Here is a 26,270-nt window from a genome sequence, read left to right as displayed (position 1 = left end):
CCTCGTCTTACTTCAGCAGTGGCACATCGGCCGCACGTTGATACGGACCGTAGATTGCCGGGTTCCAGCTGTAGCCCTGAGCGTCGGTCGTGATGTGCCCAATACCGGGGAAGGCCAGATGCGCTGCCGCCATCCACTCGCCGTCTTTCGCCAGGGCGTTAAATTCCTGCCCGCGGGATGCGGTGGCCTTTTTCGCATCCACGTCAAAGCGAATCGACACTTCCGGGTGCGGGAACTGCACGGCAGGCGCGTGGATCAAATCCCCGATAAAGTTGATAGCCTTCCCTTCCGAGGCAAAACGATAAACCGTGCTGCCAGGCGTATGGCCGACCGCATAGGCCGTCTGGACTTCAGGGATCGGCGAGGCTGGCGGAACGAAGGTTTTCAGGTGTCCGGTCGCTTTATAGGCTGCCAGGGCATGCTGAGCGATAGCAAAATACTCTTTCGCATTGGCCGGCGCGCTGGCCTCTTTCGCCGGATCCAGCCAGTAATCCGCTTCGCCCTGCGGCACCCAGACGGTGGCATTGGGGAACAGCGCTTTCCCGGAGGCATCGCTCAGGCCGCAGACGTGGTCAAGGTGGAGGTGGGTCAGGAAGATAGTATCCACCTGCTCAGGGTGATAGCCAGAGGCCTCCATATTAGGAATCAATTGCCCGGCGGTTTGCGGCACGCAGTGGCCCGCCCCGCTGTCAATCATCACCAGATGCTGACCGGTATTGACCAGAAAAGCGTTAAACGAGGTAGGCATGCGCTCGGCATCGATCTTTTGCTCCGCCAGCAGGCCGCGAATTTTGTCGGCTGAGAGCCCTTTCAACAGCGAAGGCGAGAGATCGTTATAGCCATCGAAAAGCGCCGTCACCTCATTTTGCCCCACCGCCAGGCGGTAATAACCCGGCACCTGCTGGCGGATCTGCGCGGGGGCGTCTGCCCAAACGGCATTCGCTAAAAACAGGCTGCTGAGCGCTAAAGCCGTTGTCATCTTTTTCATCGTCACTCCAAATTTACTGTTTATCAGGATGTGGAGTGACTATGGCGCTATAACGATAATTAGTGTAGATGTGTAATTTGATACGCCAGCATAACGAGAAACGAGATAATGAGACTGGACGACGTGGAAGTGTTCGTTGAAGCGATAAAAGCGGGAAGCCTGGCGGGTGCTGCACGTCGGCTTTCGATGAGCGCCATGGCGGCGTCGCGCTGCCTTAATAATCTGGAAGCCGAGCTTGGGGTTCGGCTGGTGCATCGCACCACGCGCTCCCTGTCGCCGACCAGCGACGGCGAGGTCTTTTTGCCGCATGCTCAGGCGCTGCTGGAAGATAAAACCAATGCCCTTGCCGATCTGTTTCCTGAGGGAGCACATCTGTCCGGGCGGCTGCGCATTACCGCCTCGGCGGCCTTTGGTCGCAGGATCATCGCCCCGATGCTGCCCGACTTTATGCGCCAGCATCCGGCCCTGCAGGTCGATCTCCTCGCCACCGACGAGCAGGTTGATATTGTCGGGAAAGGCATCGACGTGGCGTTACGTATCGCTCCGCTGCGGGACAACCGGCTGGTTGCGCATCGTCTGTGTGATAATCCCCGTGACCTGTGCGCCAGTGCCGATTATCTGGCGGCGAACGGCTATCCGACCGCGCTCAGCGATCTGACGGGCCACAGCTGCTTAACCACCTCTGACACTACCCACTGGTCGTTTGAGCAGGACGGACAGCGGAGCAGACAAAAGGTATCGGGGCGATTTTCGGCGAATTCGATTGAGGCGATCTTTGAGGCCTGCCTGGGAGGAATGGGCATCGCCAACCTGTCCCGCTGGTACGTTGGGCCCGCCCTGGCGCAAGGCAGGCTTAAGCGGATAGTCCTGGAAGACGCCGAGCCGGAAGCCCTGGCCGTCTGGGCCGTTTACCCGACCTCGCGGCTGATCCCGGCAAAAGTGCGTAAGTTTGTCGAGGTACTTGAGGCGCGGCTGGCGCAAAATCCACTCACGCCACAACCCTGATGCTACTTCACCGTCACTAACCGGGCCGAAACGATCTGGTGCCCGGCCTGCACGTCGGATTTCTCAATCCGCTGCATAATGCGGTCTGCCAGGGTGTAGCCCATCTCCCGCGCCGGGGTAGTCGCCCAGACGATGGGCAGATCGTCCAGCGCGTTTTCTGACACATCCGCAAAGGCGCCGAGCGCCACCTGATGTCCAAAGAAGGTTTCAACCCCGCCGTCCCCGCTCTGGCGTCCGGCCCGGATCAAGCCAAACCAGGCGCCCATGGCAATCACGTCGTTGTAGCAGATCACGGCGCTAATGGTGGGGCTGGCGCGCAGTAACGTACTTATTGCCTCCGCCGCCTGCTTCTGGCTGGATCCACACTCCACCACCCATTCACTGTGGAACGGCAGGCCGTATTTGATCAGCGTTGCGCAGTAGCCGCCCACCCGCTCGGCGCGGGTCAGCGATGAGCTCTGGCCGCCGAGCCAGGCAATCCGCTGATGGCCGCGACGAATAAGATGTTCGGTCAACATTTGTGCCGCCTGCATGTTGTCCGGGCGCAGGGTATCGGCTTCGTCCAGATAGCTGGCGCGGGAGGCAAACACCAGCGGCACGCCTTTCTCCGCCGCCCGTTCGCACAGTTCATTGCTTACCCCGGATGCGCCAGCAACGATCACCCCATCCACCCCCTGCGTCAGCAGCATGTCGAGCCGCTGGAGCAGCTGATCGGCCTCGCGGCCGCCGTGCAGTAAAAAGACCATCCGCCCCTGCGCCTCCAGCGCCTCCGTCAGACCCGCCGTCAGTTCTGCATAGAACGGCGAGGTGAGGTCCCGAACGATCAGGCCAATGACCCCGCTCTGCCCTCCGCGCAGCGCCGAAGCCTGGCGGTTGCGAACAAATCCCAGCTGTTCAACCGCATCGTTGACGCGCTGACCCGTCGCGGAGGAGATCCGCCCTTTCCCGCTCAGCACCAGTGAAACCGTGCTGACGGAAACGCCCGCCGCCAGGGCGACATCATTGATGGTGATCTTTTTCGCTACAGCCATGTGTTGGCGTGACTCCCTGATAATGAGATCGGTAAAACGTTTTATCAATACCTTGTCTTTATACTCTCTGCCAAAGCCTGAGAATGTGATTCAGCGCGCACTAAACTTTGATAAAACGTTTTATCTTCTCGCAGCACTGAGGCAGGTAAACTTATTTTAACAATAAAGGAGTCGTTTTATGACGGCGAAAGCAGCACAAAAAATCTCGCTATGGGAATTTTTCCAGCAACTGGGTAAGACCTTTATGCTGCCCGTGGCTCTGCTCTCCTTCTGCGGGATCATGCTGGGCATCGGCAGCTCGCTCAGCAGTCACGATGTCGTTACCCTGATCCCGGTTCTGGGAAATCCTGTGCTGCAGGCGATCTTTATCTGGATGAGCAAGGTTGGCTCCTTTGCCTTTAGCTTCCTGCCGGTGATGTTCTGTATCGCCATCCCGCTGGGGCTGGCCCGCGAAAACAAAGGCGTAGCGGCGTTTGCCGGTTTCGTTGGCTACGCGGTGATGAACCTGGCGGTTAACTTCTGGCTGACCGCCAAAGGCATCCTGCCGACCACCGACGCGGCAATCCTGAAGGCTAACAACATTCAGAGCGTGATTGGTATTCAGTCTATTGATACCGGGATCCTCGGGGCCGTGATCGCGGGCGTGATCATCTGGATGCTTCATGAACGTTTTCACAATATCCGCCTGCCGGACGCGCTGGCCTTCTTCGGGGGTACCCGCTTTGTGCCCATCATCACCCTCGTGGTGATGGGGCTGTTTGGTCTGATCATTCCGCTGATATGGCCGGTCTTTGCCATGGGCATTACCGGTATTGGCCGGATCATTAACAGCGCCGGTGATTTTGGCCCAATGATCTTCGGTACCGGCGAACGTCTGCTGTTACCCTTTGGGCTTCAGCATATTCTTGTGGCCCTGATCCGCTTCACTGAAGCGGGCGGCACGATGGACGTGTGCGGCCACGACGTCAGCGGCGCGCTGACCATCTTCCAGGCGCAGCTGAGCTGCCCGACCACCCACGGCTTCTCGGAGAGCGCCACCCGCTTCCTCTCCCAGGGTAAAATGCCGGCCTTCCTCGGCGGTCTGCCGGGTGCCGCGCTCGCGATGTACCACTGCGCCCGTCCGGAAAACCGTCATAAGATTAAAGGTCTGCTGATCTCCGGCGTCATTGCCTGCGTGGTGGGCGGAACCACCGAACCGATCGAGTTCCTGTTCCTGTTCGTGGCGCCGGTGCTGTACCTCATTCACGCCGTGCTGACCGGTCTGGGCTTTACCACCATGGCGGTGCTGGGTGTGACCATCGGTAATACCGACGGCAACGTGATTGACTTCGTGGTGTTCGGGATCCTGCACGGCCTGTCGACCAAGTGGTATCTGGTGCCGGTGGTGGCGGCTATCTGGTTCGCGGTGTACTACGGGATCTTCCGCTTCGCCATCACCCGCTTTAACCTGAAAACGCCGGGTCGCGATACCGACGCGGCCACCAGCGTTGAGCAGGCCGTTGCGGGTAAGATAGGGAAGTCCGGCTATAACACCCCTGCCATTCTGGCGGCGCTGGGCGGTGCGGATAACATTACCTCGCTGGATAACTGCATTACCCGCCTGCGCCTGTCGGTGGCGGATATGTCGAAAGTGGATACCAACGCCCTGAAAGCCAACCGTGCTATCGGCGTGGTACAGTTAAATCAGCATAATTTGCAGGTGGTCATCGGCCCGCAGGTGCAGTCCGTGAAAGACGAGCTGGCAACCCTGATGCGAACAGTAGAAGCCTGATGCCTCAACCCCCTCGCCATGAGGGGGTTTTATTTTAAGGACCAACGTCATGTTTGATTTCTCTACCGTCGTGGATCGTCACGGCACCTGGTGTACCCAGTGGGACTACATTGCCGACCGCTTCGGCGCCGCCGATCTGCTGCCCTTTACCATCTCGGATATGGATTTTGCCACCGCCCCCTGCATCATCGACGCCCTGCAAGCGCGCATCGGTCACGGGGTGTTTGGCTATAGCCGCTGGAAAAACGACGAGTTCCTGGCCGCCGTGGCCCACTGGTTCCGTCAGCGCTTTAACAGCGAAATTGATACCAGCGCCATCGTCTATGGCCCTTCGGTGATCTATATGGTGTCTGAGTTGATTCGCCAGTGGTCGAACCCGGGCGATGGCGTGGTGATCCACACTCCGGCCTACGACGCCTTTTACAATGCCATTGCGGGTAATAACCGTCAGGTGGTTGCCGTCGGTCTGCACAAAGCTGCACAGGGCTGGCAGTGCGATATGGCCGAGCTGGAGTCAGTACTGGCCCGGCCGCAGAACAAAATCCTGCTGCTCTGTAGCCCGCACAACCCCACCGGCAAGGTCTGGACCCGTGACGAGCTGACCACCATGGCTGAACTCTGTGCGCGGCACGACGTGGTGGTGATTAGCGACGAGATTCATATGGATATGGTGTGGGGCAACCATCAACATACTCCCTGGTGCGAGGTGGCGCAGAACAAATGGGCACTGCTGACCTCCGGCTCCAAAAGCTTCAACATTCCCGCCCTCACCGGGGCTTACGGCCTGCTTGGCGATGAGGCCAGCCGCACGTCGTATTTGCAGGCGCTGAAGGGGCGTGACGGGCTCTCTTCGCCATCGGTGCTGGCGCTGGTGGCGCATATCGCCGCCTACCAGCAGGGCGAGCCCTGGCTGGATGCCCTGCGCGGCTATCTGGAGGCGAATTTGCAATACGTGGCCGACAGCCTGAATGCAGCTTTCCCGGCCCTGAACTGGCAGCCGCCGGAGGCGACCTATCTGGCCTGGATCGATCTTCGCCCGCTCAATATCGATGACAAGGCGCTGCAGACGGTGCTGATTGAGCAGCAAAAGGTGGCGATCATGCCGGGATATACCTACGGCGTGGAGGGTGACGGCTTTATCCGCCTGAACGCCGGGTGCCCGCGCAGCAAGCTTGCACAGGGGGTTGAGCGCCTGATTGCCGGGATCCGCGCTTTACTTTAATTATGTTGCGCAACGGAATTATCCATTGCGCAAATAGCTTTTTGACGTCTTTTGTTTTTATAATAGCTCGCACTTCTACTAATAAAGAGTGCGACCATGATTGATACCACCCTCCCGTTAACTGACGTTCATCGCCACCTTGATGGCAACATCCGTGCCCAGACCATCCTTGACCTGGGTCGTCAGTATAATTTAACCCTGCCCGCACAGACCCTTGAGACACTGATCCCACACGTGCAGGTGACGGAAAACGAGCCGGATCTGGTCAGCTTCCTGAGCAAGCTCGACTGGGGGGTAAAAGTCCTGGCCTCGCTGGACGCCTGCCGTCGGGTCGCCTTCGAAAATATTGAGGATGCCGCACGCAACGGCCTGCACTACGTCGAACTCCGCTTCTCGCCGGGCTATATGGCGATGACCCATCAGCTACCGGTCGCGGGTGTGGTGGAAGCCGTCATTGCCGGCGTACGCGAAGGCTGCAAGACCTTTAACGTTGAAGCGCGCCTGATTGGCATCATGAGCCGTACCTTCGGGGAGGACGCCTGCCTGCAGGAGCTCGAAGCTATGCTGGCGCACCGGGACCATATCACCGCCGTGGATCTGGCGGGCGACGAGCTGGGCTTCCCGGGCAGTCTGTTCCTCTCCCACTTTAATCGCGCCCGGGATGCAGGCTGGCACATTACCGTCCATGCCGGTGAAGCGGCGGGTCCGGAGAGCATCTGGCAGGCCATCCGCGAGCTGGGTGCCGAACGTATCGGTCATGGAGTAAAAGCGGTCGAAGATCGTGCCCTGATGGACTTCCTGGCGGAACAGCGCATCGGGATCGAATCCTGTCTGACCTCCAACATTCAGACCAGCACAGTGGCGACCCTGGCGCAGCATCCCCTGAAAACTTTCCTTGAGCATGGGGTGATGGCCTCGCTGAACACCGACGATCCGGCGGTTCAGGGGGTGGATATTATTCACGAGTATACGGTTGCCGCTTCGCTGGCCGGGCTCAGCCGGGAGCAGATCCGTCAGGCGCAGATTAACGGCCTGGAGATGGCCTTCTTAACCCCTGCCGAGAAGCAGGCGTTACGCGACAAGGTCGCACGCGGATAAGAAAAAGCCCGGCGATGCCGGGCTTTATTTTTTTAAGCAAGACACAAAGTCGCGCGATGTTTCGCAGACTCAATCCCCAGCTCAATTAGCTCCATAATCTGGATCGCCTGACTTGCCGGGACCGGGTTTTCTCCGTCACCGTTCAGCGCATCGCGGATACCGGCATAATAGGCCGGATAGTTCCCCGGCAGCGTCAGCCAGGTCTCTTCCACCCGCTCTTCCCCTTCGACGCGAGTCAGCACGCCGTCACGCATATCGTAGCCCCAGTCCTCCTGCGGCAGGCGCTCGCCGTTTTTCAGACGATCTTCCTGCGGGTCGAGACCAAACTTCACGTAGCTGCCGCGGGTGCCGTGCACGATATAACGCGCGGATTCCGCTGCCGCCATCATGGTACCATGCAGTACCACGCGACGCTGCGGATAGCTCAGGACAGCGTGGAAGTAGTCCGTTGCCTGCGCGCCGGGGCGCAGCTGGGCCAGATCGACGTTCAGGCTCACCGGGAGACCGAACAGGTTAACGGCCTGATCGAGAAGATGCGGAGCCAGATCGTACCAGATGCCGCTGCCCGGGCCCGCCTGCTCACGCCAGCGGTTACGCACCTGCGGCCGGAAGCGGTCAAAATGGGATTCGAAAAAGGCTACTTCGCCGAGGGAACCGTCAGCGATCAGCGCCTTCACGGTCAGGAAATCGCTGTCCCAACGGCGGTTATGGAACACCGAGAGCAGTTTACCGAGGCTTTTCGCCAGCGCGTCCAGCTCCCGGGCCTGTGACAGTGTCACGGTAAAAGGTTTGTCCACCACCACATGCTTTCCGGCTTCCAGGGCCGCTTTCGCCAGTGGGAAATGCGTGTCGTTCGGGGTGGGGATAACGATCAAATCAATATTAGGGTCGTTAAACAGATGCTTCGGCTCGGAAACCACCGGGACCGTCGGCCAGTCTGCATGCACTTTCGTCGCATCGCTGCTGGAAATTGCCGCCAGCTCCATCCCCGGAGTGCCATCAATCAGCGGGGCATGAAACGTTTTACTCGCATAACCATAACCTATTAATCCAACACGGATTTTATCGCTCATGAAGTCGCCTCTCATCTTTTGACACGCCTATTTCACACCATCTCTTCATCGGTCACAATAGATTAATCCGGGGTATCGCGCCTCAAGGCGATACATGCAATCAGTAATTTCTGATTAACAATTATAACTCTCTGAATACAATCGCAAAACATCACTGCAAAGCGCTTGCCGAAGGGCATTCTGCGCTGTAAAATTCTTAATCTGTATTTATGGATAAAACAAAATAACGAATCATGACGACAATTATTAATCGAATTATCGAGTTAGCGGGGTGGATTGTGCTGGGCGTGTCGGTGATATTGCTGGGGATCGCCAGCCATATCGATAACTACCAGCCGCCGGAGCCGGTCAATAGCGTCAATCAAGCCAAGCCGCATGCACTGATCAAAAATAGTGACATATGATGTCAGTTGCATATTGCCAGCCGTCATGAACAGCGTTAACCTTCATCGCCAGGCGTCGGCCGACGCCTGATTTCACCAGTAAAGAAAATTCTTATTTTTGCCGATACGCTTCGGCAAATGTTTACGTCTTTCTTGTTCCGTTTATTATTCGACCGAATTACTCCTTTGGTAGCACGCCTTTTATATGGAAAATTATTAATATGACCGTTCAGGACTATTTATTAAAGTTTCGCAAGATTAATTCCCTCGAAAGTCTGGAAAAGTTGTTTGATCATCTGAACTACAGCCTGAGCGATAACCAGGAGATTATCAGCATGTACCGCGCCGCGGATCATCGCCGCGCAGAGCTGGTCTCTGGCGGGCGTTTGTTCAACATTGGCGAAGTCCCTAAGTCGGTGTGGCGTTACGTGCTCTAAGAGGGTAGCCATTCCCCGGAAATGTTATATACTCTCGCCCCTGCTAATTTGCAGTTCGCGCTGTTACTGACTTCGGGAGAGAACATGACCACAAAGGCTGGAGAAAGAATTGGCGGCTGGTTACTGGCTCCGCTTGCCTGGCTGCTGCTGGCATTATTAAGCACGTCGCTGGCGTTGGTACTTTACTCCACGGCATTAATTACGCCGCACGCGTTAAAAGCGCTGGGCGCGCAAAATACCGTTAATATCGTCATGTGGTTTTTATCTTTCGCCTTTGCGATTGCCATGTGGTACTACACGCTCTGGCTGACCATTGCTTTTTTTAAGCGTCGTCGGAATGTGCCTAAACACTATATTATCTGGCTGCTTGTCTCCGTATTACTGGCCGTAAAAGCCTTCGCGTTTTCGCCCGTCTCCGATGCGCTGGCGGTGCGTCAGTTACTCTTCCCTCTGTTGATGACCGCGCTGTTTGTGCCCTACTTTAAGCGTTCGGCACGCGTGAAGAACACCTTTGTGAACCCGTAAAACCTTACAGTTAACCTGTTGTCGCCTGCCGCGGTTTATCCGATAATAGGCGGCTTTTTTATTTCAGGCTGAATAATGACCGATTACTTACTGCTCTTTGTCGGCACGGTGCTGGTAAACAACTTCGTCCTCGTGAAGTTCCTTGGCCTGTGCCCGTTTATGGGCGTATCCAAAAAGCTGGAAACAGCGATGGGGATGGGGCTGGCCACCACCTTCGTGATGACCCTTGCCTCGATCTGCGCCTGGTGGATTGACACCTGGATCCTGATCCCCCTCGGCCTGACCTATCTGCGTACGCTGGCCTTTATTCTGGTTATCGCGGTGGTGGTGCAGTTCACCGAAATGGTGGTGCGTAAAACCAGCCCGGCGTTATACCGTCTGCTCGGCATCTTCCTGCCGCTGATCACCACTAACTGTGCGGTGCTCGGCGTGGCGCTGCTCAACATTAACCTTGGGCACAATTTTCTGCAGTCGGCGCTGTACGGCTTTTCGGCTGCGGTCGGCTTCTCGCTGGTGATGGTGCTGTTTGCGGCGATCCGCGAACGTCTGGTCGCCGCCGATATCCCGGCACCGTTTCGCGGTAACGCCATCGCTCTGGTTACCGCCGGTCTTATGTCTCTGGCCTTTATGGGCTTTAGTGGTCTGGTGAAGTTGTAATGAATGCAATCTGGATCGCCGTCGCAGCTATCAGCGTTCTGGGGCTGCTTTTTGGCATCATACTCGGTTACGCCTCGCGCCGCTTCGCGGTGGAGGACGATCCGATCGTTGAAAAAATTGATGAGCTGCTGCCGCAAAGCCAGTGCGGGCAGTGCGGCTTTCCTGGCTGTCGCCCCTACGCAGAGGCGGTGGGCAATGGCGGGGAGAAAATTAACCGCTGTGCGCCCGGTGGCGAAGCGGTGATGCTGAAGATCGCCGCACTGCTGAACGTTGACCCGCAGCCGGTCGACGGCGACGAAAGCGCACAGGAGCCGGTTCGCATGCTGGCGGTGATTGATGAACCCAACTGCATCGGCTGTACCAAATGTATTCAGGCCTGCCCGGTGGATGCCATCGTCGGCGCCACGCGCGCCATGCACACCGTGATTGAGGATCTGTGTACCGGCTGTAATCTCTGCGTCGCCCCCTGCCCGACCCAGTGCATTGAGTTACGCCCGGTAGCGACAACGACCGACAGCTGGAAATGGGACCTTCAAACCATTCCTGTGCGCAATATTCCTGTGGAACAACATGTTTAAGTTATTTTCTGCCTTCAGAAAAGAGAAGATCTGGGATTTCGACGGCGGTATTCATCCGCCGGAGATGAAAACCCAGTCCAGCGGTACGCCGCTGCGCCAGATCCCGCTGGCTAACCGTTTTGTTATCCCGCTCAAACAGCACATCGGTGCTGAGGGCGAGCTGTGCGTTAAGGTCGGTGACCGCGTGTTGCGCGGCCAGCCGCTGACCTTTGGACGCGGACGTATGCTCCCGGTTCATGCCCCAACCTCCGGCACCGTGGCGGCGATTGCCCCGCACACCGTGGCCCACCCTTCCGCCCTCTCCGAGCTGTGCGTGGTGATTGACGCCGATGGCGAAGATCGCTGGATCGAACGTGAGGGCTGGAGCGACTACCGCAGCCACAGCCGTGAAGATCTTATTTCCCGAATCCACCAGTCTGGCGTCGCCGGTCTGGGCGGCGCGGGCTTCCCGACCGGGAACAAATTGCAGGGCGGTGGCGATAAGATCCAGACGCTGATTATCAACGCCGCCGAATGTGAGCCGTACATCACCGCGGACGATCGCCTGATGCAGGACTGCGCCGCGCAGATCGTCGAGGGTATCCGCATCCTCGCCCATGTTCTGCAGCCGAAAGAGGTGCTGATCGGCATTGAAGACAACAAGCCGCAGGCCATCTCCATGCTGCGTGCGGTGCTGGCGGGCAGCCACGATATCAGCCTGCGGGTGATCCCGACCAAATACCCGTCCGGCGGCGCGAAGCAGCTGACCCAGATTTTAACCGGCAAGCAGGTTCCGCACGGCGGTCGCTCATCAGATATCGGCGTGCTGATGCAGAACGTCGGCACCGCCTATGCGGTAAAACGCGCCGTTGTTGACGGCGAGCCGCTGACCGAGCGCGTCGTCACCCTGACCGGTGAAGCCGTCAGCCGACCCGGCAACGTCTGGGCTCGACTGGGCACCCCGGTGCGTCATCTGCTGGACCAGGCCGGGTTCTGCCCGAGCGCGGAGCAGATGGTGATCATGGGCGGGCCGCTGATGGGCTTTACCCTGCCGTGGCTGGATGTTCCGGTGGTAAAAATCACCAACTGCCTGCTGGCGCCGTCCGTCAGCGAGATGGGCGAAGAGCAGGAAGAGAAAGGCTGCATTCGCTGCAGCGCCTGTGCCGACGCCTGTCCGGCCGATCTGCTGCCCCAGCAGCTCTACTGGTTCAGCAAAGGCCAGATCCACGACAAAGCCAAATCCCATAACCTGGCCGACTGCATTGAGTGCGGAGCCTGCGCCTGGGTCTGCCCGAGCAATATTCCGCTGGTGCAATACTTCCGCGTCGAGAAGGCCGAAATTTACGCCATCGCCCAGGAAGAGAAACGCGCCGCCGACGCGAAAGCGCGCTTTGAAGCCCGCCAGCAGCGTCTTGAGCGCGAAAAAGCCGCCCGCGAGGAGCGCCATAAAAAGGCTGCGGTACAACCAGCGGCGAAGGATCAGGACGCCATTAATGCGGCCCTGGCCCGCGTGCGCGAGAAGAAAGCTACCGCCGCGCAGGATGTGGTGATCCCGGCAGGAGAACGCCCGGATAACAGCGAAGCCATTGCCGCGCGCGAAGCACGTAAAGCAGAGGCCCGCGCCCGTCAGGCGGAAAAAACCCGGAACAGCGCCGCACAACCAGAAGCCGATCCGCGTAAAGCCGCGGTCGAGGCCGCTATCGCCCGCGCCAAAGCGCGTAAAGGCGCACCGCCGGAAGAGACGCAGGCCGAGCCTGCCCCGGTCGATCCGCGTAAAGCGGCGGTCGAAGCCGCCATCGCACGCGCGAAAGCCCGTAAAGCCGTACCGCCGGAAGAGGCGCAGGCCGAGGCTGCCCCGGTCGATCCGCGTAAAGCCGCGGTCGAAGCGGCCATTGCCCGGGCGAAAGCCCGCAAAGCGGCGCAGCCGGACGCTACACCGGCAGAACCCGCTCCGGTCGATCCGCGTAAAGCGGCGGTCGAAGCCGCCATTGCCCGTGCGAAAGCACGCAAAGCGGCGCAACAGGAAGAAGAACCGGCAGCCAATGACGATCCACGCAAAGCGGCCGTTGCCGCCGCCATTGCGCGCGTTCAGGCGAAGAAAGCCGCACAGCAGGCAGTTAACGAGGATTAAATGGTTTTCAGAATCGCAAGCTCACCTTATACCCACAACCAGCGCCAGACATCGCGCATTATGATGCTGGTCTGTCTGGCCGCCATGCCGGGCATCGCCGTTCAGGTCTGGTTTTTCGGCTGGGGTACGCTGCTGCAGATCGTTCTCGGCTGTGTGAGCGCCCTGGCGGCGGAAGCCCTGGTCCTCAAACTGCGTAAAATCGCGGTGAGCAAAATTCTGGCAGATAACTCAGCCCTGCTCACCGGCCTGCTGCTGGCCATCAGTATTCCCCCCTTCGCCCCCTGGTGGATGGTGGTGCTCGGCACCGTATTCGCGGTGATTATCGCCAAGCAGCTGTACGGCGGCCTCGGGCATAACCCGTTTAACCCGGCGATGATTGGCTACGTGGTGCTGCTGATCTCCTTCCCGGTCCAGATGACCAGCTGGCTGCCGCCGCATGAGATTGCCGCGACCGTGCCAGGCTTTATGGAAGCTCTGCAGGTGATCTTCTCCGGCCATACCGCCAGCGGCGCGGACATGAACACCCTGCGAATGGGCGTGGACGGCATCAGCCAGGCCACCCCGCTCGATACCTTTAAAACTTCCCTGCACGCCGGTCACAGCGTGGAGCAGATCCTGCAGTACCCGATCTACAGCGGCGTGCTCGCCGGCGCGGGCTGGCAGTGGGTTAACCTGGCATATCTGGCCGGGGGAGTGTTCCTGCTGTGGCAGAAAACGATCCGCTGGCATATCCCGGTGAGCTTCCTGGTCACTCTCGCGATCTGTTCCGGCCTGGGCTGGGCATTCTCCCCTGAGTCTCTCGCTTCCCCGCAGATCCATCTGCTGTCCGGCGCGACCATGCTGGGGGCGTTCTTTATTCTGACCGATCCGGTGACGGCCTCGACCACCAACCGGGGACGCCTGATTTTCGGCGCGCTGGCCGGTCTGCTGGTGTGGCTGATCCGCAGCTTTGGCGGCTATCCAGACGGCGTGGCCTTTGCGGTTCTGCTGGCCAACATTACCGTACCGTTAATTGACTACTACACGCGTCCGCGTGTGTACGGCCATCGCTAAGGGACTCGCCATGTTAAAAACGATGCAAAAACACGGCGTGACGCTGGCGGTCTTTGCCGCGGTCCTGACCGGCCTGACGGCCCTCGTCAACGGCCTGACCAAATCCACCATCGACGAACAGGCGGCCCGTCAGCAAAAGGCGCTGTTCGACCAGGTGTTCCCGGCGGAGCTTTACGATAACGATCTGCAGAAAAGCTGTTATCTTGCTGAGGCTGCGCCATTAGGCAAAGGTACCCACCGCATCTTTATCGCCCGTAAAGGGGATGCTCCGGTGGGCGTCGTGATGGAAGCTACCGCGCCAGACGGCTATTCCGGCGCTATCCAGCTGCTGGTCGGCACTGATTTCTCCGGCACCGTGCTGGGAACGCGCGTCACCGAGCATCACGAAACGCCAGGGCTCGGGGATAAAATCGAAACCCGCTTAAGCGACTGGATTTTGCACTTTGCCGGCAAAACCATCCACGGCAGTGACGATCCGGCGTTCGCGGTGAAGAAAGATGGCGGTGAATTCGATCAGTTTACCGGGGCGACCATCACCCCCCGCGCGGTGGTGAATGCCGTTAGACGTGCGGGTGTCTATGCCCAAACGCTGCCTGCGCAACTTAACAATCTGCCCGCCTGTGAGGAGTGATCATGAGCCAGGTTAAAGAGGTTATTGTCCAGGGTCTGTGGAAAAACAACTCCGCCCTGGTACAGCTGTTGGGGATGTGTCCGCTGCTGGCCGTCACCTCGACTGCCACCAACGCGCTCGGTCTGGGTCTTGCCACTACGCTGGTGCTGACCCTGACCAACCTGTCGATCTCTGCCCTGCGTCGCTGGACGCCGTCAGAAATTCGTATTCCGATCTACGTGATGATCATCGCCTCGGTGGTGAGCGTCGTGCAGATGCTGATTAACGCCTACGCCTTTGGCCTCTATCAGTCGCTGGGGATCTTTATCCCGCTGATCGTAACCAACTGTATCGTGGTAGGCCGCGCCGAAGCCTTTGCGGTGAAGAACGATCCGCTGATTTCGGCCCTCGATGGCTTTGCCATCGGCATGGGGGCAACCGGGGCGATGTTCGTGCTGGGCTCGATGCGTGAAATCCTCGGCAACGGTACCCTGTTCGACGGCGCAGACGCGCTGCTGGGCGGGTGGGCAAAGGCCCTGCGCATTGAGGTGTTCCACACCGATACGCCATTCCTGCTGGCGATGCTGCCACCGGGCGCGTTTATTGGCCTCGGCATGATGCTGGCGGTAAAATACCTGATCGATGAGAAACGTAAGCGCCGCGCTGCTGCCCGCAGCGTAGAGGAAGGGATCCCTGAGAAGGCCTCATGAACAAAGAGAAGCGTTTAACCATTTTGCAGCGCCTGCGGGATAACAACCCGCACCCGACCACCGAGCTGAATTTTACCTCGCCGTTTGAACTGCTGATTGCGGTCCTGCTCTCCGCGCAGGCCACCGACGTCAGCGTGAATAAAGCCACCGCGAAGCTCTATCCCGTTGCCAACACGCCGCAGGCGATGCTGGAGCTGGGCGTGGAGGGGGTCAAGTCGTACATCAAGACCATCGGCCTGTTTAACAGCAAAGCCGAGAACGTGATTAAGACCTGCCGCATGCTGCTTGAGCTGCACGGTGGCGAGGTCCCGGAAGATCGCGCCGCGCTGGAAGCCCTGCCCGGCGTCGGGCGTAAAACCGCTAACGTGGTGCTGAATACGGCGTTTGGCTGGCCGACTATCGCGGTCGATACACATATTTTCCGCGTGAGTAATCGGACAAACTTCGCCCCCGGCAAAAACGTGGAGCAGGTGGAAGAGAAGCTGCTGAAGGTGGTTCCGGCTGAGTTTAAGGTCGACTGCCATCACTGGCTGATCCTTCACGGGCGCTACACCTGCATCGCGCGTAAACCGCGCTGCGGCTCCTGTATTATTGAAGATCTCTGTGAATATAAAGAGAAAACCGACCTCTGAAACCGTCAACCGACGGTTTTTTTATAATGTAAACTGCTTACAGAAAGCATGACTCCCTGCTGATAGTACCTTTCATAGTTTTTCAACCTAAGCCAAACTTCGTCTTTCGCGCATTGTGCGGCTATATAACAATCAAACAGGTTAATTGTTTTTTCGTCAGCGAAATTTTCTATATAAATGTGATCAGGATCACTCTGTTCACATGGTGTTAATTTTATGTATAGCAAATCCCGATAAAGCCTTATTGCATCAAGAAACTGCCCCTGATAACCCGAAGATATGACCGGATATATTTCAGAACTTAGCCCATATCACTGCACAATACCTTTTACAGCAGAACATATCGCCACCTGCCCATTTTTTCCACTAACTGATAGTGGAAAAAACCAGTTTAGACGCAACGGTAAAATTTAACGCTAAATAACATTTAGGTTTCTGGCGCATTATAGCGCGAGAGTTATATGTAACAGGTTATTACAAACACCTTGCCAGATGGGTCAGGATAGTGAACATTACCCGCCGTTTCCCCTCCCACTATAACTATAAAGCGGACGGACTACGGTCATCACGCTATGAACACCCCCGTTAATATGGGATGTAAAAAAAGAGGTATATGTGTCTACTGCAAACAATAAACCAGCTGAAGAAAGCGTAAGTCTTAACGCTTTCAAACAACCGAAATCGTTCTATCTCATTTTCTCCATTGAGCTTTGGGAACGTTTTGGTTACTACGGCCTGCAAGGGATCATGGCGGTTTACCTGGTTAAACAACTGGGTATGTCCGAAGCTGATTCCATCACGCTGTTCTCTTCTTTCAGTGCTCTGGTGTACGGTCTGGTCGCGATTGGCGGCTGGCTGGGCGATAAAGTGCTGGGCACCAAACGTGTAATTCTGCTGGGCGCCATCGTTCTGGCGATCGGCTACGGTCTGGTTGCCTGGTCTGGTCATGATGCCGGTGTGGTGTACATGGGTATGGCGACTATCGCTGTCGGTAACGGCCTGTTCAAGGCGAACCCATCTTCCCTGCTCTCGACCTGCTATAACAAAGACGATCCGCGTCTTGATGGCGCATTCACCATGTACTACATGGCCATCAACATCGGTTCCTTCTTCTCTATGCTGGCAACCCCGTGGCTGGCAGCGAAATTCGGCTGGAGCGTGGCGTTTGCACTGAGCTTCGTCGGAATGCTGATCACCGTGGTGAACTTCCTGTTCTGCCGCAGCTGGGTTAAGGACTACGGTTCAAAACCTGACTTCGCGCCGGTACAAATGGGCAAACTGCTGGCGACCATCGTCGGCGTGGTGATTCTGGTTGCCGTTGCCACCTGGCTGCTGCACAACCAGGGTATCGCGCGTGCGGTTCTGGGCGTGGTTGCGCTGGGTATCGTCTGCATCTTCGCTAAAGAAGCCTTTGCCATGCAGGGCGCAGCACGTCGTAAGATGATTGTTGCCTTCATCCTGATGGTTGAAGCGATTGTCTTCTTCGTCCTGTACAGCCAGATGCCAACGTCCCTGAACTTCTTCGCTATCCGTAACGTTGAACACTCTATCCTCGGCATCGCGTTCGAACCTGAGCAGTTCCAGGCCCTGAACCCGTTCTGGATCATGGTGGGTAGCCCGATTCTGGCCGCTATCTACAACAAGATGGGTGACCGTCTGCCAATGCCGCACAAGTTCGCGGTAGGTATGGTGCTGTGCTCTGGCGCCTTCCTGGTGCTGCCGCTGGGTGCGAAATTCGCCAGCGACGCGGGTATCGTTTCCGTAAACTGGCTGATCCTGAGCTACGCCCTGCAGTCCATCGGTGAGCTGATGATCTCCGGTCTGGGTCTGGCGATGGTTGCGCAGCTGGTGCCGCAGCGCCTGATGGGCTTCATCATGGGTAGCTGGTTCCTGACGACTGCCGGTGCTGCAATCATCGCCGGTAAGATCGCAAACCTGATGGCCGTGCCATCTGACGTGACCGATCCGCTGCTGTCTCTGCACGTGTACGGTGACGTATTCCTGCAGATTGGTATCGCCACCGCGGTTATCGCCGTGCTGATGATGCTGACCGCACCAAAACTGAATCGCATGACTCAGGACGACGACATCAACGCCAAAGCGAGCAAAACCGCGACCGCGTAATGTCATCGGGAAACGACTGAATTGAAGCCGCTAACTGTGCGTTAGCGGCTTTTTTTTTATTCTGTACCGCACTACCATAGGGTAAACCTACGTAAACAGGAGTGACCGATGAAACTGTTCTATAAACCAGGCGCCTGCTCTCTTGCCTCCCATATTACGCTGCGCGAGAGCGGTAAAGACTTCACCCTCAACGGTGTTGATCTGATGAAAAAGCGTCTGGAAAACGGCGATGATTTTTTCGCGGTGAATCCTAAAGGCCAGGTCCCGGCGCTGCTGCTGGAAGACGGCACCCTGCTGACTGAAGGGGTGGCCATCATGCAATACCTGGCGGATGGCGTTGCCGATCGCCAGCTGCTGGCCCCGACCGGCAGCATCGCGCGTTACAAGACGCTTGAGTGGATGAACTACATCGCCACCGAGCTGCACAAAGGCTTCACCCCGCTGTTCCGCCCGGATACGCCGGAAGAGTACAAGCCGACCGTACGCGCGCTGCTGGAGAAAAAGCTCCAGTATGTGAACGAGTCGCTGAAAGATGAGCAGTGGATTTGCGGTCAGCGCTTTACCATTGCCGACGCGTATCTGTTTACCGTTCTGCGCTGGGCGCGGGCCGTGAAGCTGAATATGGAAGGGTTAAGCCATATTGACGCGTATATGCAGCGTATGGCGGAGCGTCCTGCCGTGGCGGCAGCGCTGGAAGCGGAAGGGTTGAAGTAAGTTTTTTGCCGGGTGGCGCTGGCGCTTACCCGGCCTACAAAAACTGTAGGCCCGTGCAAGCGCAGCGCCGCCGGGCATTATGATGCTAGAGCTGGGTCGCGCTAAAGAGGTGCTCCGGCTTCGCAATCTGATCCTGAGCGGCCACCACCTGCAGTTCATACTCCTGCATATTCTTCGTGGCGATCATAATTTCATACACCGCCGCCGTGACGTGCTCAAGCGCATCACGCACCGTTGCCCCCTGCAGCAGTTTCACCAGCAGCAGGCCGCTGGTCACATCACCTACGCCCACCGGCTGACGGCTGCCGAAATCCACCAGCGGACGGCTGATGTGCCAGGCTTCGTCTTTGGTCACCAGCAGCATCTCAAAGCGGTCCGGGCTAATGCCGGCGCGCGCCAGATGCTTCACCAGCACGATCTCCGGGCCCATGGCAATCAGCTCCCGGGATGCGGCAATAGCCTCTTCCACGCTGTTTACCGGATGTTCGCAGAGGATCTCCAGTTCGATAAGGTTCGGGGCGATAATATCGCTGGCCGGTAAGGCATGACGGACATGGAACTCCGCGACGCCAGGCGCCACGATGCAGCCCTTTTCCGGGTGACCCATCACCGGATCGCAGAAGTATTTTGCCGCCGGGTTGGCCGCCTTAACCTGACGGACAATCCCGAGAATATGCTCGCCCTGCTCGGCTGAACCCAGATAGCCGCTCAGTACGGCGTCACAGGTCTTGAGTTTGTCGATCTCCGCGATGCCCTGAACAATCTCTGTCAGATGGGCAGGCGGCATCACGCAACCGGTCCACTTGCCGTATTGCGTATGATTGGAAAACTGAACGGTATTTAATGGCCAGACGTTGGCCCCGAGACGACGCATCGGAAATTCAGCGGCGCTGTTGCCAGCATGCCCAAACACAACGTGGGACTGGATGGCGAGGATATTCTTCATTTTCTTACCACAACCCTGAAAAAATAAAGGGGCATGGTTTCCCATGCCCCTGTGCTTTTACGATTACTTCCAGCAGATCAGACAGTAATTCTTTTTGCCGCGACGCAGCAAGGTGTAGCGGCCAAACAGGCGATCGCTGTCCACGAAGGTATACTCCTCGTTGGACTGTTTTTCACCGTTAATGGTGATGGCGTTCGAGGCGATGGTTTTACGCGCCTGGCCACGGGACGGCTGCAGCTCAGAGTCCACCAGCGCCTGCATCAGGTCTGCCCCTTTCTCCATCTCAACCATCGGCACGCCATCCTGCGCCAGCTGTTCGAAGTCAGCTTCGCTCAGATCGCTCAGGGTACCGTTGAACAGGCTGGCGGTAATACGCTTCGCGGCCGCCAGGCCCTCTTCGCCGTGAACCAGTTTGGTGACCTGCTCCGCCAGCACGTACTGGGCGCGCGGGGCTTTGCCGCTGTTTTTGTCTTCTTCTTCCAGGGCGTTGATCTCTTCCAGATCCATAAAGGTGAAGAACTTCAGGAAGCGATAGACATCAGCATCCGCGGTGTTGATCCAGAACTGGTAGAACTTGTACGGGCTGGTTTTCTTCGGATCGAGCCATACCGCGCCACCTTCGGTTTTACCGAACTTGGTACCGTCGGCTTTGGTGATCAGCGGAACGGTCAGACCAAAGACCTGGTTCTGGTGCAGACGACGGGTCAGATCGATACCGGAGGTGATGTTACCCCACTGATCGGAGCCGCCAATCTGCAGCGCCACGCCGTGCAGGTTGTTCAGACAGGCGAAGTCATAACCCTGCAGCAGGTTATAAGAGAACTCGGTGAACGAGATGCCCTGGTCGTCACGGTTCAGACGCTGCTTCACCGCTTCTTTGTTGATCATCTGATTAACGGAGAAGTGCTTGCCGATATCACGCAGGAAGGTCAGCACGTTCATGCCGCCAAACCAGTCATAGTTGTTAGCGGCGATCGCTGAGTTTTCACCACAGTCGAAATCGAGGAACGGGGCGACCTGTTTGCGGATCTTATCCACCCACTCCTGCACGGTGTCTGCCGTATTCAGTTTACGCTCAGCGGCTTTAAAGCTCGGGTCGCCAATCAGACCCGTTGCGCCGCCGACCAGCGCCACAGGCTTATGGCCTGCCAGCTGGAAGCGTTTCAGGCATAACAATGGAACCAGATGCCCCAAATGCAAGCTGTCGGCGGTAGGATCGAAGCCGCAATAGAGCGCGATCGGGCCTTGCGCCAGTCGCTCTGCTAACGCTTCCTCGTCCGTCACCTGGGCTACCAGCCCCCGCTCTTGCAATTGTTTAATCAAGTTACTGCTTGCCATCAAATTCTCCATGTATAAAACGACTGCACCTCTGCCGGTACACGACTTTTCGCCAGACGCGAAAGGTACATAGAATAAAGCGCTGACACCCGTTGTACCAGCGCTTAAGAGAACAAATTTCGGGGATTAAGGTGCGAGACGATCGATTTTCCAGGCGTCATTATCGCGCTGGTATAAAAAGCGGTCGTGCAGACGATGTTCACCGCCCTGCCAGAACTCCATCTGCTGGACACAGACGCGGAAACCGCCCCAGAAGCTCGGCAGGGGCACTTCGCCCTGCTGGAACTTCTGTTTCAGCTCAAGGAATTTACTTTCCAGTACGCCGCGGGCGGAGATGCGGCTCGACTGTTTAGAGACCCAGGCGCCAATCTGGCTATCGCGCGGGCGGCTGTGAAAGTACTTCACCACTTCCAGGGTAGAGAGACGCTCGACGGTGCCGGTGACCATCACCTGACGCTCCAGCATATGCCAGGGGAAGAGCAGGCTGATGCGCGGGTTGTTTTCGAGGTGGTGTGCTTTGCGGCTGCCGAGGTTGGTGTAGAACACCAGCCCTTTCTCATCATAATGCTTGAGCAGCACAATGCGCTGGTAGGGTTGACCCAGTTCGTCGACCGTCGCCACCACCATCGCGGTGGGATCGGCCAGACGGGCATCACAGGCCTGTTTCAGCCAGTGCTCAAACAGCACCAGCGGCTCGGCGGGGAGATCCTGGCGACGCAGGCCGCCTTTGGTGTATTCGCGCCTGAGGTGCGCGATGTTCTGCAATTCGTCGTTATCTGACATGGCGTTAGCTGACATTGACAATGGGTGACGCTATTGTGCGCCGCCCCCTGCAAAATCTCAACGCTTCGGATTTTCGATCTGACAATTGTTCAGCACGACGCGATCGCGCTTGTAGACCGTCGCGCTGTCGCCCTTCGACCAGAAGACATAGACCCCGTCGCTGTAACGGGTACCGGAGGCCGACATCCCCTGCTTCAGCGTCAGCAGCTTGTTGTCATAGACAAAACTGACTTCCTGACGAGGATTATTAAGCTTCACGGTGAGCGGTTTCTCTTCGCACTGATAAGCCAGGGTGTCGGTTTGCATACGCTCAACAAACTGGTTGTAGACGCTACAGCTCGCCAGCAGGAAGGGGGTAAAAGCAAGAAGCAGTTTTTTCATGGGTGAGTTCCGAAGACTTTCCTGGTCCCGGAGGGCGCGAACGCCCTCCCGTTTTTTCGTGTCATTCTACCCATCGTGCCTTTAAGCGAAATTCGGTTAACTCTGATTTTGCCGCGGATTGGCTGGAAAAACAGCACCTAACACGCTGGCTTCACGCGCGCCGGTCACGGAAGGCAGATTTCCGGGCAAGCCCGCCACCGTTCGCCACGCCAGCCAGGCAAAGGCCAGCGCTTCCATATCATCGCCGCTGATCCCGGCGCGATCGGTGGTGGTCACTTCCGTACCCGGCAGCAGACCGGCCAGCCGCGCCATCAGCAGCGGGTTACGGCTACCGCCGCCGCACACCAGCAGACGATCGCAGCCGCCGCTCAACAGCACCTGTTCCGACACGGAGACGGCGGTGAGCTCAGCCAGCGTGGCCTGCACGTCCTGCGGCGCCAGGCCCGGGAAGTTTGCCAGCTGGCGTTCCAGCCAGCCGTAGTTGAAATACTCGCGGCCGGTGCTTTTCGGTGCCGGGGCGGCGAAATAGGGATCGCACAGCATGCTTTGTAGTAAAGGAATGATGACCTTGCCGCTACAGGCCCACTGGGCGTCTTTATCGTAAGCTTTGCCCGCCTGACGCCAGATCCAGGCGTCCATCAGCATGTTCCCCGGCCCGGTGTCGAAACCGCGTACCGGCTGCCCGGGGATCAATAAGGAAAGATTGGCGATGCCGCCAATGTTAAGCACCATGCGGCGCTCCGTCGGGTGGGCAAGCAGCGCGTGGTGGAAAGCCGGAACCAGCGGCGCGCCCTGCCCCCCGAGCGCCATATCCCGACGGCGGAAATCACCGACCACCGTTACCCCGGTTTTGGCCACAATCTGGTTGTTATCACCAATCTGCAGGGTATGAGGCGCATCGCCGCCCGGCTCATGCCAGACCGTCTGGCCGTGACAGCCAATCGCCACCACATCCTGAGGGCGGAGATCTTCCTGGTTCATCAGCGCCAGCACGGCATCGCCGAACAGACGTCCGAGCTGTGTATCCAGCTGCCCCAGCTGCGACAGCGTCAGCTGCTGGCCCTGACAGATATTCAGGATCGCTTGCTTGGTTTCCGGGGGGATGGGCCAGCTAAGGCTCGCCTGCTGTGCCACCATATTCTCATCGATTGCCGCGAGAACGACATCCACGCCATCCAGACTGGTTCCTGACATTACGCCAATATAGCGACCCGATTTCATCCGTTTTCCTTACTCCACAGGGTTGATGGCCCACTCCACCATAAACCCGTCATCAATGCCATGACGCGATAATACTTTTTAACAATAGCTGGACGTTACGGCCATTCCAGGAATTATCCTTACCGGATGCGGGGTGAAGTCAGACCCTGTTTATATCCGGTTAAGCCAGAATCAAGTACTATTCTCTGAATGTTTAGGCGAAAATAGGATCTGTGGCACCTGATGCCATATAATTTAGCCATAACGGATGCTCATAGAGCGTTTTTTGGTGAACAGGAGATTCAAATGATTTTACGTGTACTGGCCGTTTCGCTGGTTGGATTCACTCTGGCTGGCTGTGTTAATGATAGCTCCCTTTCCGGGGATGTTTACAGTGCGTCTGAGGCGAAACAGGTACAACAAGTCACCTACGGCACCATTGTGAACACACGCCCGGTGCAGATTCAGGGTGGTGATGAGAACAACGTGATCGGTGCTCTTGGCGGTGCGGTACTGGGTGGCTTCCTCGGTAACACCGTAGGTGGCGGCTCGGGTCGTTCCCTGGCGACTGCGGCAGGTGCCGTAGCCGGTGGCGTTGCCGGTCAGGGTGTTCAGGGTTCGATGAACAAATCCCAGGGCGTTGAGTTAGAGATCCGCAAAGATGACGGCAGCACCATTATGGTGGTCCAGAAACAGGGCAACACTAAGTTTGCCGCTGGCCAACGTGTCGTGCTGGCAAGCAACGGCAGCCAGGTGACCGTCTCCCCGCGTTAATGACATTATGGGCGTGGTCTTACGATCACGTCCATTTACCCTACACAACACTCACGTGAATATATTAACAATATACATTCACCCAACATATAGTTAATATCCGCTTATCTTGTTCCTGCGCAAAGTATTCCCCCGGCCTTCATGAGATTATTCGCAAACCCCTTTTATCTTTTTGTTTATTTAATACAATGCCTATGGTTGCGATGAGACGTTATATAAATAATAATTATGTTCGGTTCTTTCTGGGATGCTTTATTGTCATCGGGATTTTACACTCTCTGTTTATAGGTCTTGAAGAAAAGGTTTCGTCTTTTTCGCCGCTTTTATTTCCGATGCTGACCATATTTTTACTGGTGTTTCACCTCTTTATTTCCTGTTTTATGGTAATGAAGTACTGGTGCGACAGACAGCGCTTATATCTGCTCGCCTTTGCCTTCGCCTATGTCGGCTCCGCTATACTGATGGTGGGGACGCTTTCCAGTTACCCGGCATGGCTGGACCTGCACCAGTTCAACGTCGTCAACTATAACGATGCGATGATCTTCTTTACCTTCCGTCATCTGTTGATGTCAGTGCTGTTTATCGCTTCGGGCTTGCTTTACTTTATCCGTAGCAGGCCGCTGACAAGGACGTTTCATCTCTCTGTCATTGTCGGCGCCACTCTTTTTACTGGCATGGTCGTGACCCTGGCCTGGTTTTATTCCAGCTATTCACCTTTGTTATCAATAGATTTGGTTGATAATGAAACCCGGCAATATATGCTGCTATGGAAACAGGAGATAAACATTGTCTTAATCCTGTTTTGGGTTGTTTCATTAGCAACGCTGATGATTATTACCCGCGTGCGCAATATGTTTTGGGTCGGCGGGAATTTTTTATGTGTCTGCTATCTCGCAACCCTTGGAATGTTGTATTTGGGCGGTCACGCGGAGGATATCTCCTGGTATCGTGCCCGGCTATTTGAAACCGTCGCGACGCTGCTGATTATTTTCGTCCTCCTGTATGACGTATTTAATCTGTATCGTAACTCGCATCTGAAGTATCAACAGTCATACCAGAACTCAATACGCGATCCCCTGACCCGTCTCTACAATCGAAGCTATTTTTACGACGCGTTGAACCAGTCGCTGCGCACGGCAACAGAGGCCCACCCGGTCTCGGTTATTGTGAGCGATCTCGATCGTTTTAAACGTATTAATGACAACTACGGGCACCTACAGGGAGATAAGGTGCTGCAGTTTGTCTCCCGGCTGTTGATGGATTCGGTACGGCCACAGGACATCGCGGCGCGAATCGGTGGGGAAGAGTTTGTCCTGATGTTAACCCATACCTCTTCCGACGCAGCCCGTCAGGTTGCAGAGCGGATACGGTTAAAACTAAGCAGCTTCGACAAAGCCAGCTCGGAGGGCCAGCTTCCCGAGCCCATCACCATCAGTATGGGGGTGTTTACCACCACGTCGTCGAAAACCAGTGCGGAAGAGTGCGTCGAACGGGCAGATAAGGCGATGTACGAGGCGAAAGAGACCGGGCGTAACCGGGTTGTCGTGTTCCGTTAAAGAAAAAGCCTTGCGTTCGCAAGGCTTTTTTAAAGGTCAGTCACGGGATTGTAGCTCGTGGATATTGCTTTCCAGCCGGGCGACCAGCGAGATCAGCTGTTCCAGTTCAGCGGGGCTGATCCCGGAGAGGATCTCACCGCGCGTTTTGCTGATCACGGCTTCCATCTCTGTGATGATCGGTGTGGCTTTTTCGGTAAGCTTAATTCGCTTGGCACGACGATCGCTGGCGCAGGTCTGACGCGAGATCAGTCCCTTATCTTCCAGTTGATCGAGCGTTCGTACCAGGGATGGCTGCTCGATGCCAATCGCTTTTGCCAGTTGGATCTGTGACTGGTCGGGCGGCAGCTGATGGATATTATGCAGCGTGACCCAATGCGTCTGTGTCAACTCCAGAGGTTTCAGGCGATGGTCAATCAGAGCACGCCAGATGCGTACTAACCTTGCCAGATCAGAACCTAGTGGCGATTCCAATTTCATCTCCTTATAATTAGCTTGCTAAGTTATTATACTGATTTTAGAATAGTGTGCAGCATTTATATTGCCAAAACAAATGCAATACGGGTCTAAAACT

27 protein-coding genes are annotated in these 26,270 nt (G+C 56.9%); 18 read left to right on the top strand and 9 right to left on the bottom strand.

Translation table 11 applies throughout. The annotated features are described in order from the left end of the window. Positions 1-7 precede the first annotated feature (7 nt). Positions 8-988 (bottom strand): MBL fold metallo-hydrolase, encoded by a 981-nt coding sequence (locus tag ES815_RS19400; protein WP_142489264.1) that lies wholly within the window; start codon positions 986-988, stop codon positions 8-10. Between the two features lie 108 nt (positions 989-1,096). Between ES815_RS19400 and ES815_RS19395 the strand changes: the two genes are divergently transcribed. Beyond that, the gene (locus ES815_RS19395; protein ID WP_142489263.1) at positions 1,097-1,993 is read left to right on the top strand and encodes a LysR family transcriptional regulator; all 897 of its coding nucleotides are present in this window, start codon (positions 1,097-1,099) and stop codon (positions 1,991-1,993) included. Positions 1,994-1,995: 2 nt separating this feature from the next. Here ES815_RS19395 and ES815_RS19390 read toward each other — a convergent pair whose 3' ends face one another. After that, on the bottom strand, positions 1,996-3,024 hold the full coding sequence (locus tag ES815_RS19390; protein WP_142489262.1) for a Mal regulon transcriptional regulator MalI: 1,029 nt from the start codon (positions 3,022-3,024) through the stop codon (positions 1,996-1,998). A gap of 178 nt (positions 3,025-3,202) precedes the next feature. On the opposite strand from ES815_RS19390, the gene malX reads away from it, so the two are divergent. From malX to add, 3 genes are all read left to right on the top strand, one after another. Continuing rightward, positions 3,203-4,795 carry a maltose/glucose-specific PTS transporter subunit IIBC gene (malX, locus tag ES815_RS19385; RefSeq protein ID WP_142489261.1) on the top strand — a complete coding sequence of 531 codons (1,593 nt, stop codon included), beginning with the start codon at positions 3,203-3,205 and terminating at the stop codon, positions 4,793-4,795. A gap of 49 nt (positions 4,796-4,844) precedes the next feature. Next, a complete protein-coding gene (locus ES815_RS19380; protein ID WP_142489260.1) occupies positions 4,845-6,017 on the top strand; it encodes a MalY/PatB family protein in 1,173 nt (390 codons plus the stop codon). Positions 6,018-6,113: 96 nt separating this feature from the next. Continuing rightward, on the top strand, positions 6,114-7,115 hold the full coding sequence (gene add / locus ES815_RS19375; RefSeq protein WP_142489259.1) for an adenosine deaminase: 1,002 nt from the start codon (positions 6,114-6,116) through the stop codon (positions 7,113-7,115). A gap of 32 nt (positions 7,116-7,147) precedes the next feature. Here add and ES815_RS19370 read toward each other — a convergent pair whose 3' ends face one another. Beyond that, complete coding sequence (locus tag ES815_RS19370) at positions 7,148-8,188, bottom strand: oxidoreductase (RefSeq protein WP_142489258.1); 1,041 nt, start codon at positions 8,186-8,188, stop codon at positions 7,148-7,150. A 245-nt stretch (positions 8,189-8,433) separates the two neighbouring features. Here ES815_RS19370 and blr point away from each other — a divergent pair, with 245 nt between their 5' ends. The 12 genes from blr to gstA all read left to right on the top strand — a co-directional run bounded on the left by blr (position 8,434) and on the right by gstA (position 18,721). Continuing rightward, positions 8,434-8,592 (top strand): division septum protein Blr, encoded by a 159-nt coding sequence (gene blr / locus ES815_RS19365; RefSeq protein WP_185902423.1) that lies wholly within the window; start codon positions 8,434-8,436, stop codon positions 8,590-8,592. Between the two features lie 200 nt (positions 8,593-8,792). Next, the gene (gene ydgT, locus ES815_RS19360) at positions 8,793-9,008 is read left to right on the top strand and encodes a transcription modulator YdgT (protein WP_032617854.1); all 216 of its coding nucleotides are present in this window, start codon (positions 8,793-8,795) and stop codon (positions 9,006-9,008) included. An 84-nt stretch (positions 9,009-9,092) separates the two neighbouring features. After that, positions 9,093-9,533: a DUF2569 domain-containing protein gene (locus ES815_RS19355; protein WP_142489256.1), complete on the top strand. Its 441-nt coding sequence runs from the start codon at positions 9,093-9,095 to the stop codon at positions 9,531-9,533. Positions 9,534-9,608: 75 nt separating this feature from the next. Then, complete coding sequence (rsxA, locus tag ES815_RS19350; protein ID WP_142489255.1) at positions 9,609-10,190, top strand: electron transport complex subunit RsxA; 582 nt, start codon at positions 9,609-9,611, stop codon at positions 10,188-10,190. Further along, a complete protein-coding gene (rsxB, locus tag ES815_RS19345) occupies positions 10,190-10,768 on the top strand; it encodes an electron transport complex subunit RsxB (protein ID WP_142489254.1) in 579 nt (192 codons plus the stop codon). Before rsxA ends, rsxB begins: the two co-directional genes overlap by 1 nt. Next, on the top strand, positions 10,761-12,878 hold the full coding sequence (rsxC, locus tag ES815_RS19340) for an electron transport complex subunit RsxC (RefSeq protein ID WP_142489253.1): 2,118 nt from the start codon (positions 10,761-10,763) through the stop codon (positions 12,876-12,878). Before rsxB ends, rsxC begins: the two co-directional genes overlap by 8 nt. Then, complete coding sequence (rsxD, locus tag ES815_RS19335) at positions 12,879-13,931, top strand: electron transport complex subunit RsxD (protein ID WP_142489252.1); 1,053 nt, start codon at positions 12,879-12,881, stop codon at positions 13,929-13,931. It begins immediately after the preceding gene. A 10-nt stretch (positions 13,932-13,941) separates the two neighbouring features. After that, positions 13,942-14,562: an electron transport complex subunit RsxG gene (gene rsxG / locus ES815_RS19330; RefSeq protein WP_142489251.1), complete on the top strand. Its 621-nt coding sequence runs from the start codon at positions 13,942-13,944 to the stop codon at positions 14,560-14,562. A gap of 2 nt (positions 14,563-14,564) precedes the next feature. Further along, positions 14,565-15,251: an electron transport complex subunit E gene (locus tag ES815_RS19325; protein WP_142489250.1), complete on the top strand. Its 687-nt coding sequence runs from the start codon at positions 14,565-14,567 to the stop codon at positions 15,249-15,251. Beyond that, positions 15,248-15,883, top strand: coding sequence for an endonuclease III (gene nth, locus ES815_RS19320; RefSeq protein ID WP_142489249.1), 636 nt, complete (start codon positions 15,248-15,250; stop codon positions 15,881-15,883). Before ES815_RS19325 ends, nth begins: the two co-directional genes overlap by 4 nt. Positions 15,884-16,498: 615 nt before the next feature. Continuing rightward, the gene (gene dtpA / locus ES815_RS19315) at positions 16,499-18,007 is read left to right on the top strand and encodes a dipeptide/tripeptide permease DtpA (protein WP_142489248.1); all 1,509 of its coding nucleotides are present in this window, start codon (positions 16,499-16,501) and stop codon (positions 18,005-18,007) included. Positions 18,008-18,115: 108 nt separating this feature from the next. Further along, positions 18,116-18,721, top strand: coding sequence for a glutathione transferase GstA (gstA, locus tag ES815_RS19310; protein ID WP_142489247.1), 606 nt, complete (start codon positions 18,116-18,118; stop codon positions 18,719-18,721). A gap of 85 nt (positions 18,722-18,806) precedes the next feature. Here the strand turns inward: gstA and pdxY are convergent, their stop codons facing one another. The 5 genes from pdxY to anmK form a co-directional block, all read right to left on the bottom strand. Continuing rightward, positions 18,807-19,667, bottom strand: a complete 861-nt coding sequence (pdxY, locus tag ES815_RS19305) for a pyridoxal kinase PdxY (RefSeq protein ID WP_142489246.1) — start codon at positions 19,665-19,667, stop codon at positions 18,807-18,809. Between the two features lie 63 nt (positions 19,668-19,730). Beyond that, positions 19,731-21,005, bottom strand: a complete 1,275-nt coding sequence (gene tyrS / locus ES815_RS19300; protein WP_142489245.1) for a tyrosine--tRNA ligase — start codon at positions 21,003-21,005, stop codon at positions 19,731-19,733. Between the two features lie 126 nt (positions 21,006-21,131). Further along, entirely contained in the window at positions 21,132-21,788 is a 657-nt protein-coding gene (gene pdxH, locus ES815_RS19295; protein WP_142489244.1) for a pyridoxamine 5'-phosphate oxidase, read from the bottom strand. 57 nt (positions 21,789-21,845) lie between these two features. After that, positions 21,846-22,169, bottom strand: a complete 324-nt coding sequence (gene mliC / locus ES815_RS19290; RefSeq protein WP_142489243.1) for a C-type lysozyme inhibitor — start codon at positions 22,167-22,169, stop codon at positions 21,846-21,848. A 96-nt stretch (positions 22,170-22,265) separates the two neighbouring features. Further along, positions 22,266-23,390 carry an anhydro-N-acetylmuramic acid kinase gene (anmK, locus tag ES815_RS19285; RefSeq protein ID WP_142489242.1) on the bottom strand — a complete coding sequence of 375 codons (1,125 nt, stop codon included), beginning with the start codon at positions 23,388-23,390 and terminating at the stop codon, positions 22,266-22,268. A 285-nt stretch (positions 23,391-23,675) separates the two neighbouring features. Here anmK and slyB point away from each other — a divergent pair, with 285 nt between their 5' ends. Both slyB and ES815_RS19275 read left to right on the top strand, forming a co-directional pair. Next, positions 23,676-24,143, top strand: a complete 468-nt coding sequence (gene slyB, locus ES815_RS19280) for an outer membrane lipoprotein SlyB (protein ID WP_142489241.1) — start codon at positions 23,676-23,678, stop codon at positions 24,141-24,143. A 194-nt stretch (positions 24,144-24,337) separates the two neighbouring features. Further along, positions 24,338-25,699, top strand: a complete 1,362-nt coding sequence (locus ES815_RS19275) for a GGDEF domain-containing protein (protein ID WP_142489240.1) — start codon at positions 24,338-24,340, stop codon at positions 25,697-25,699. Between the two features lie 36 nt (positions 25,700-25,735). Here the strand turns inward: ES815_RS19275 and slyA are convergent, their stop codons facing one another. Then, on the bottom strand, positions 25,736-26,176 hold the full coding sequence (gene slyA, locus ES815_RS19270; RefSeq protein ID WP_142489239.1) for a transcriptional regulator SlyA: 441 nt from the start codon (positions 26,174-26,176) through the stop codon (positions 25,736-25,738). Positions 26,177-26,270: the final 94 nt, after the last annotated feature.

This window comes from Leclercia adecarboxylata (assembly GCF_006874705.1).
GTDB lineage: Bacteria > Pseudomonadota > Gammaproteobacteria > Enterobacterales > Enterobacteriaceae > Enterobacter > Enterobacter adecarboxylatus_C.
Note: the sequence above shows the minus strand (reverse complement) of the source record. Positions and strands in the feature narration are given on the sequence as shown.

Coding starts and splice junctions, on each gene's coding strand:
- add (WP_142489259.1), top strand. CDS start 6,114: ATGATTGATACCACCCTCCCGTTAACTGACGTTCATCGCCACCTTGAT.
- rsxD (WP_142489252.1), top strand. CDS start 12,879: ATGGTTTTCAGAATCGCAAGCTCACCTTATACCCACAACCAGCGCCAG.
- nth (WP_142489249.1), top strand. CDS start 15,248: ATGAACAAAGAGAAGCGTTTAACCATTTTGCAGCGCCTGCGGGATAAC.
- pdxH (WP_142489244.1), bottom strand. CDS start 21,788: ATGTCAGATAACGACGAATTGCAGAACATCGCGCACCTCAGGCGCGAA.
- ES815_RS19370 (WP_142489258.1), bottom strand. CDS start 8,188: ATGAGCGATAAAATCCGTGTTGGATTAATAGGTTATGGTTATGCGAGT.
- ES815_RS19380 (WP_142489260.1), top strand. CDS start 4,845: ATGTTTGATTTCTCTACCGTCGTGGATCGTCACGGCACCTGGTGTACC.
- gstA (WP_142489247.1), top strand. CDS start 18,116: ATGAAACTGTTCTATAAACCAGGCGCCTGCTCTCTTGCCTCCCATATT.
- ES815_RS19395 (WP_142489263.1), top strand. CDS start 1,097: ATGAGACTGGACGACGTGGAAGTGTTCGTTGAAGCGATAAAAGCGGGA.
- ES815_RS19275 (WP_142489240.1), top strand. CDS start 24,338: ATGGTTGCGATGAGACGTTATATAAATAATAATTATGTTCGGTTCTTT.
- rsxG (WP_142489251.1), top strand. CDS start 13,942: ATGTTAAAAACGATGCAAAAACACGGCGTGACGCTGGCGGTCTTTGCC.
- ES815_RS19355 (WP_142489256.1), top strand. CDS start 9,093: ATGACCACAAAGGCTGGAGAAAGAATTGGCGGCTGGTTACTGGCTCCG.
- rsxB (WP_142489254.1), top strand. CDS start 10,190: ATGAATGCAATCTGGATCGCCGTCGCAGCTATCAGCGTTCTGGGGCTG.
- ES815_RS19325 (WP_142489250.1), top strand. CDS start 14,565: ATGAGCCAGGTTAAAGAGGTTATTGTCCAGGGTCTGTGGAAAAACAAC.
- tyrS (WP_142489245.1), bottom strand. CDS start 21,005: ATGGCAAGCAGTAACTTGATTAAACAATTGCAAGAGCGGGGGCTGGTA.
- rsxA (WP_142489255.1), top strand. CDS start 9,609: ATGACCGATTACTTACTGCTCTTTGTCGGCACGGTGCTGGTAAACAAC.
- pdxY (WP_142489246.1), bottom strand. CDS start 19,667: ATGAAGAATATCCTCGCCATCCAGTCCCACGTTGTGTTTGGGCATGCT.
- slyB (WP_142489241.1), top strand. CDS start 23,676: ATGATTTTACGTGTACTGGCCGTTTCGCTGGTTGGATTCACTCTGGCT.
- ydgT (WP_032617854.1), top strand. CDS start 8,793: ATGACCGTTCAGGACTATTTATTAAAGTTTCGCAAGATTAATTCCCTC.
- rsxC (WP_142489253.1), top strand. CDS start 10,761: ATGTTTAAGTTATTTTCTGCCTTCAGAAAAGAGAAGATCTGGGATTTC.
- mliC (WP_142489243.1), bottom strand. CDS start 22,169: ATGAAAAAACTGCTTCTTGCTTTTACCCCCTTCCTGCTGGCGAGCTGT.
- ES815_RS19400 (WP_142489264.1), bottom strand. CDS start 988: ATGAAAAAGATGACAACGGCTTTAGCGCTCAGCAGCCTGTTTTTAGCG.
- ES815_RS19390 (WP_142489262.1), bottom strand. CDS start 3,024: ATGGCTGTAGCGAAAAAGATCACCATCAATGATGTCGCCCTGGCGGCG.
- malX (WP_142489261.1), top strand. CDS start 3,203: ATGACGGCGAAAGCAGCACAAAAAATCTCGCTATGGGAATTTTTCCAG.
- anmK (WP_142489242.1), bottom strand. CDS start 23,390: ATGAAATCGGGTCGCTATATTGGCGTAATGTCAGGAACCAGTCTGGAT.
- slyA (WP_142489239.1), bottom strand. CDS start 26,176: ATGAAATTGGAATCGCCACTAGGTTCTGATCTGGCAAGGTTAGTACGC.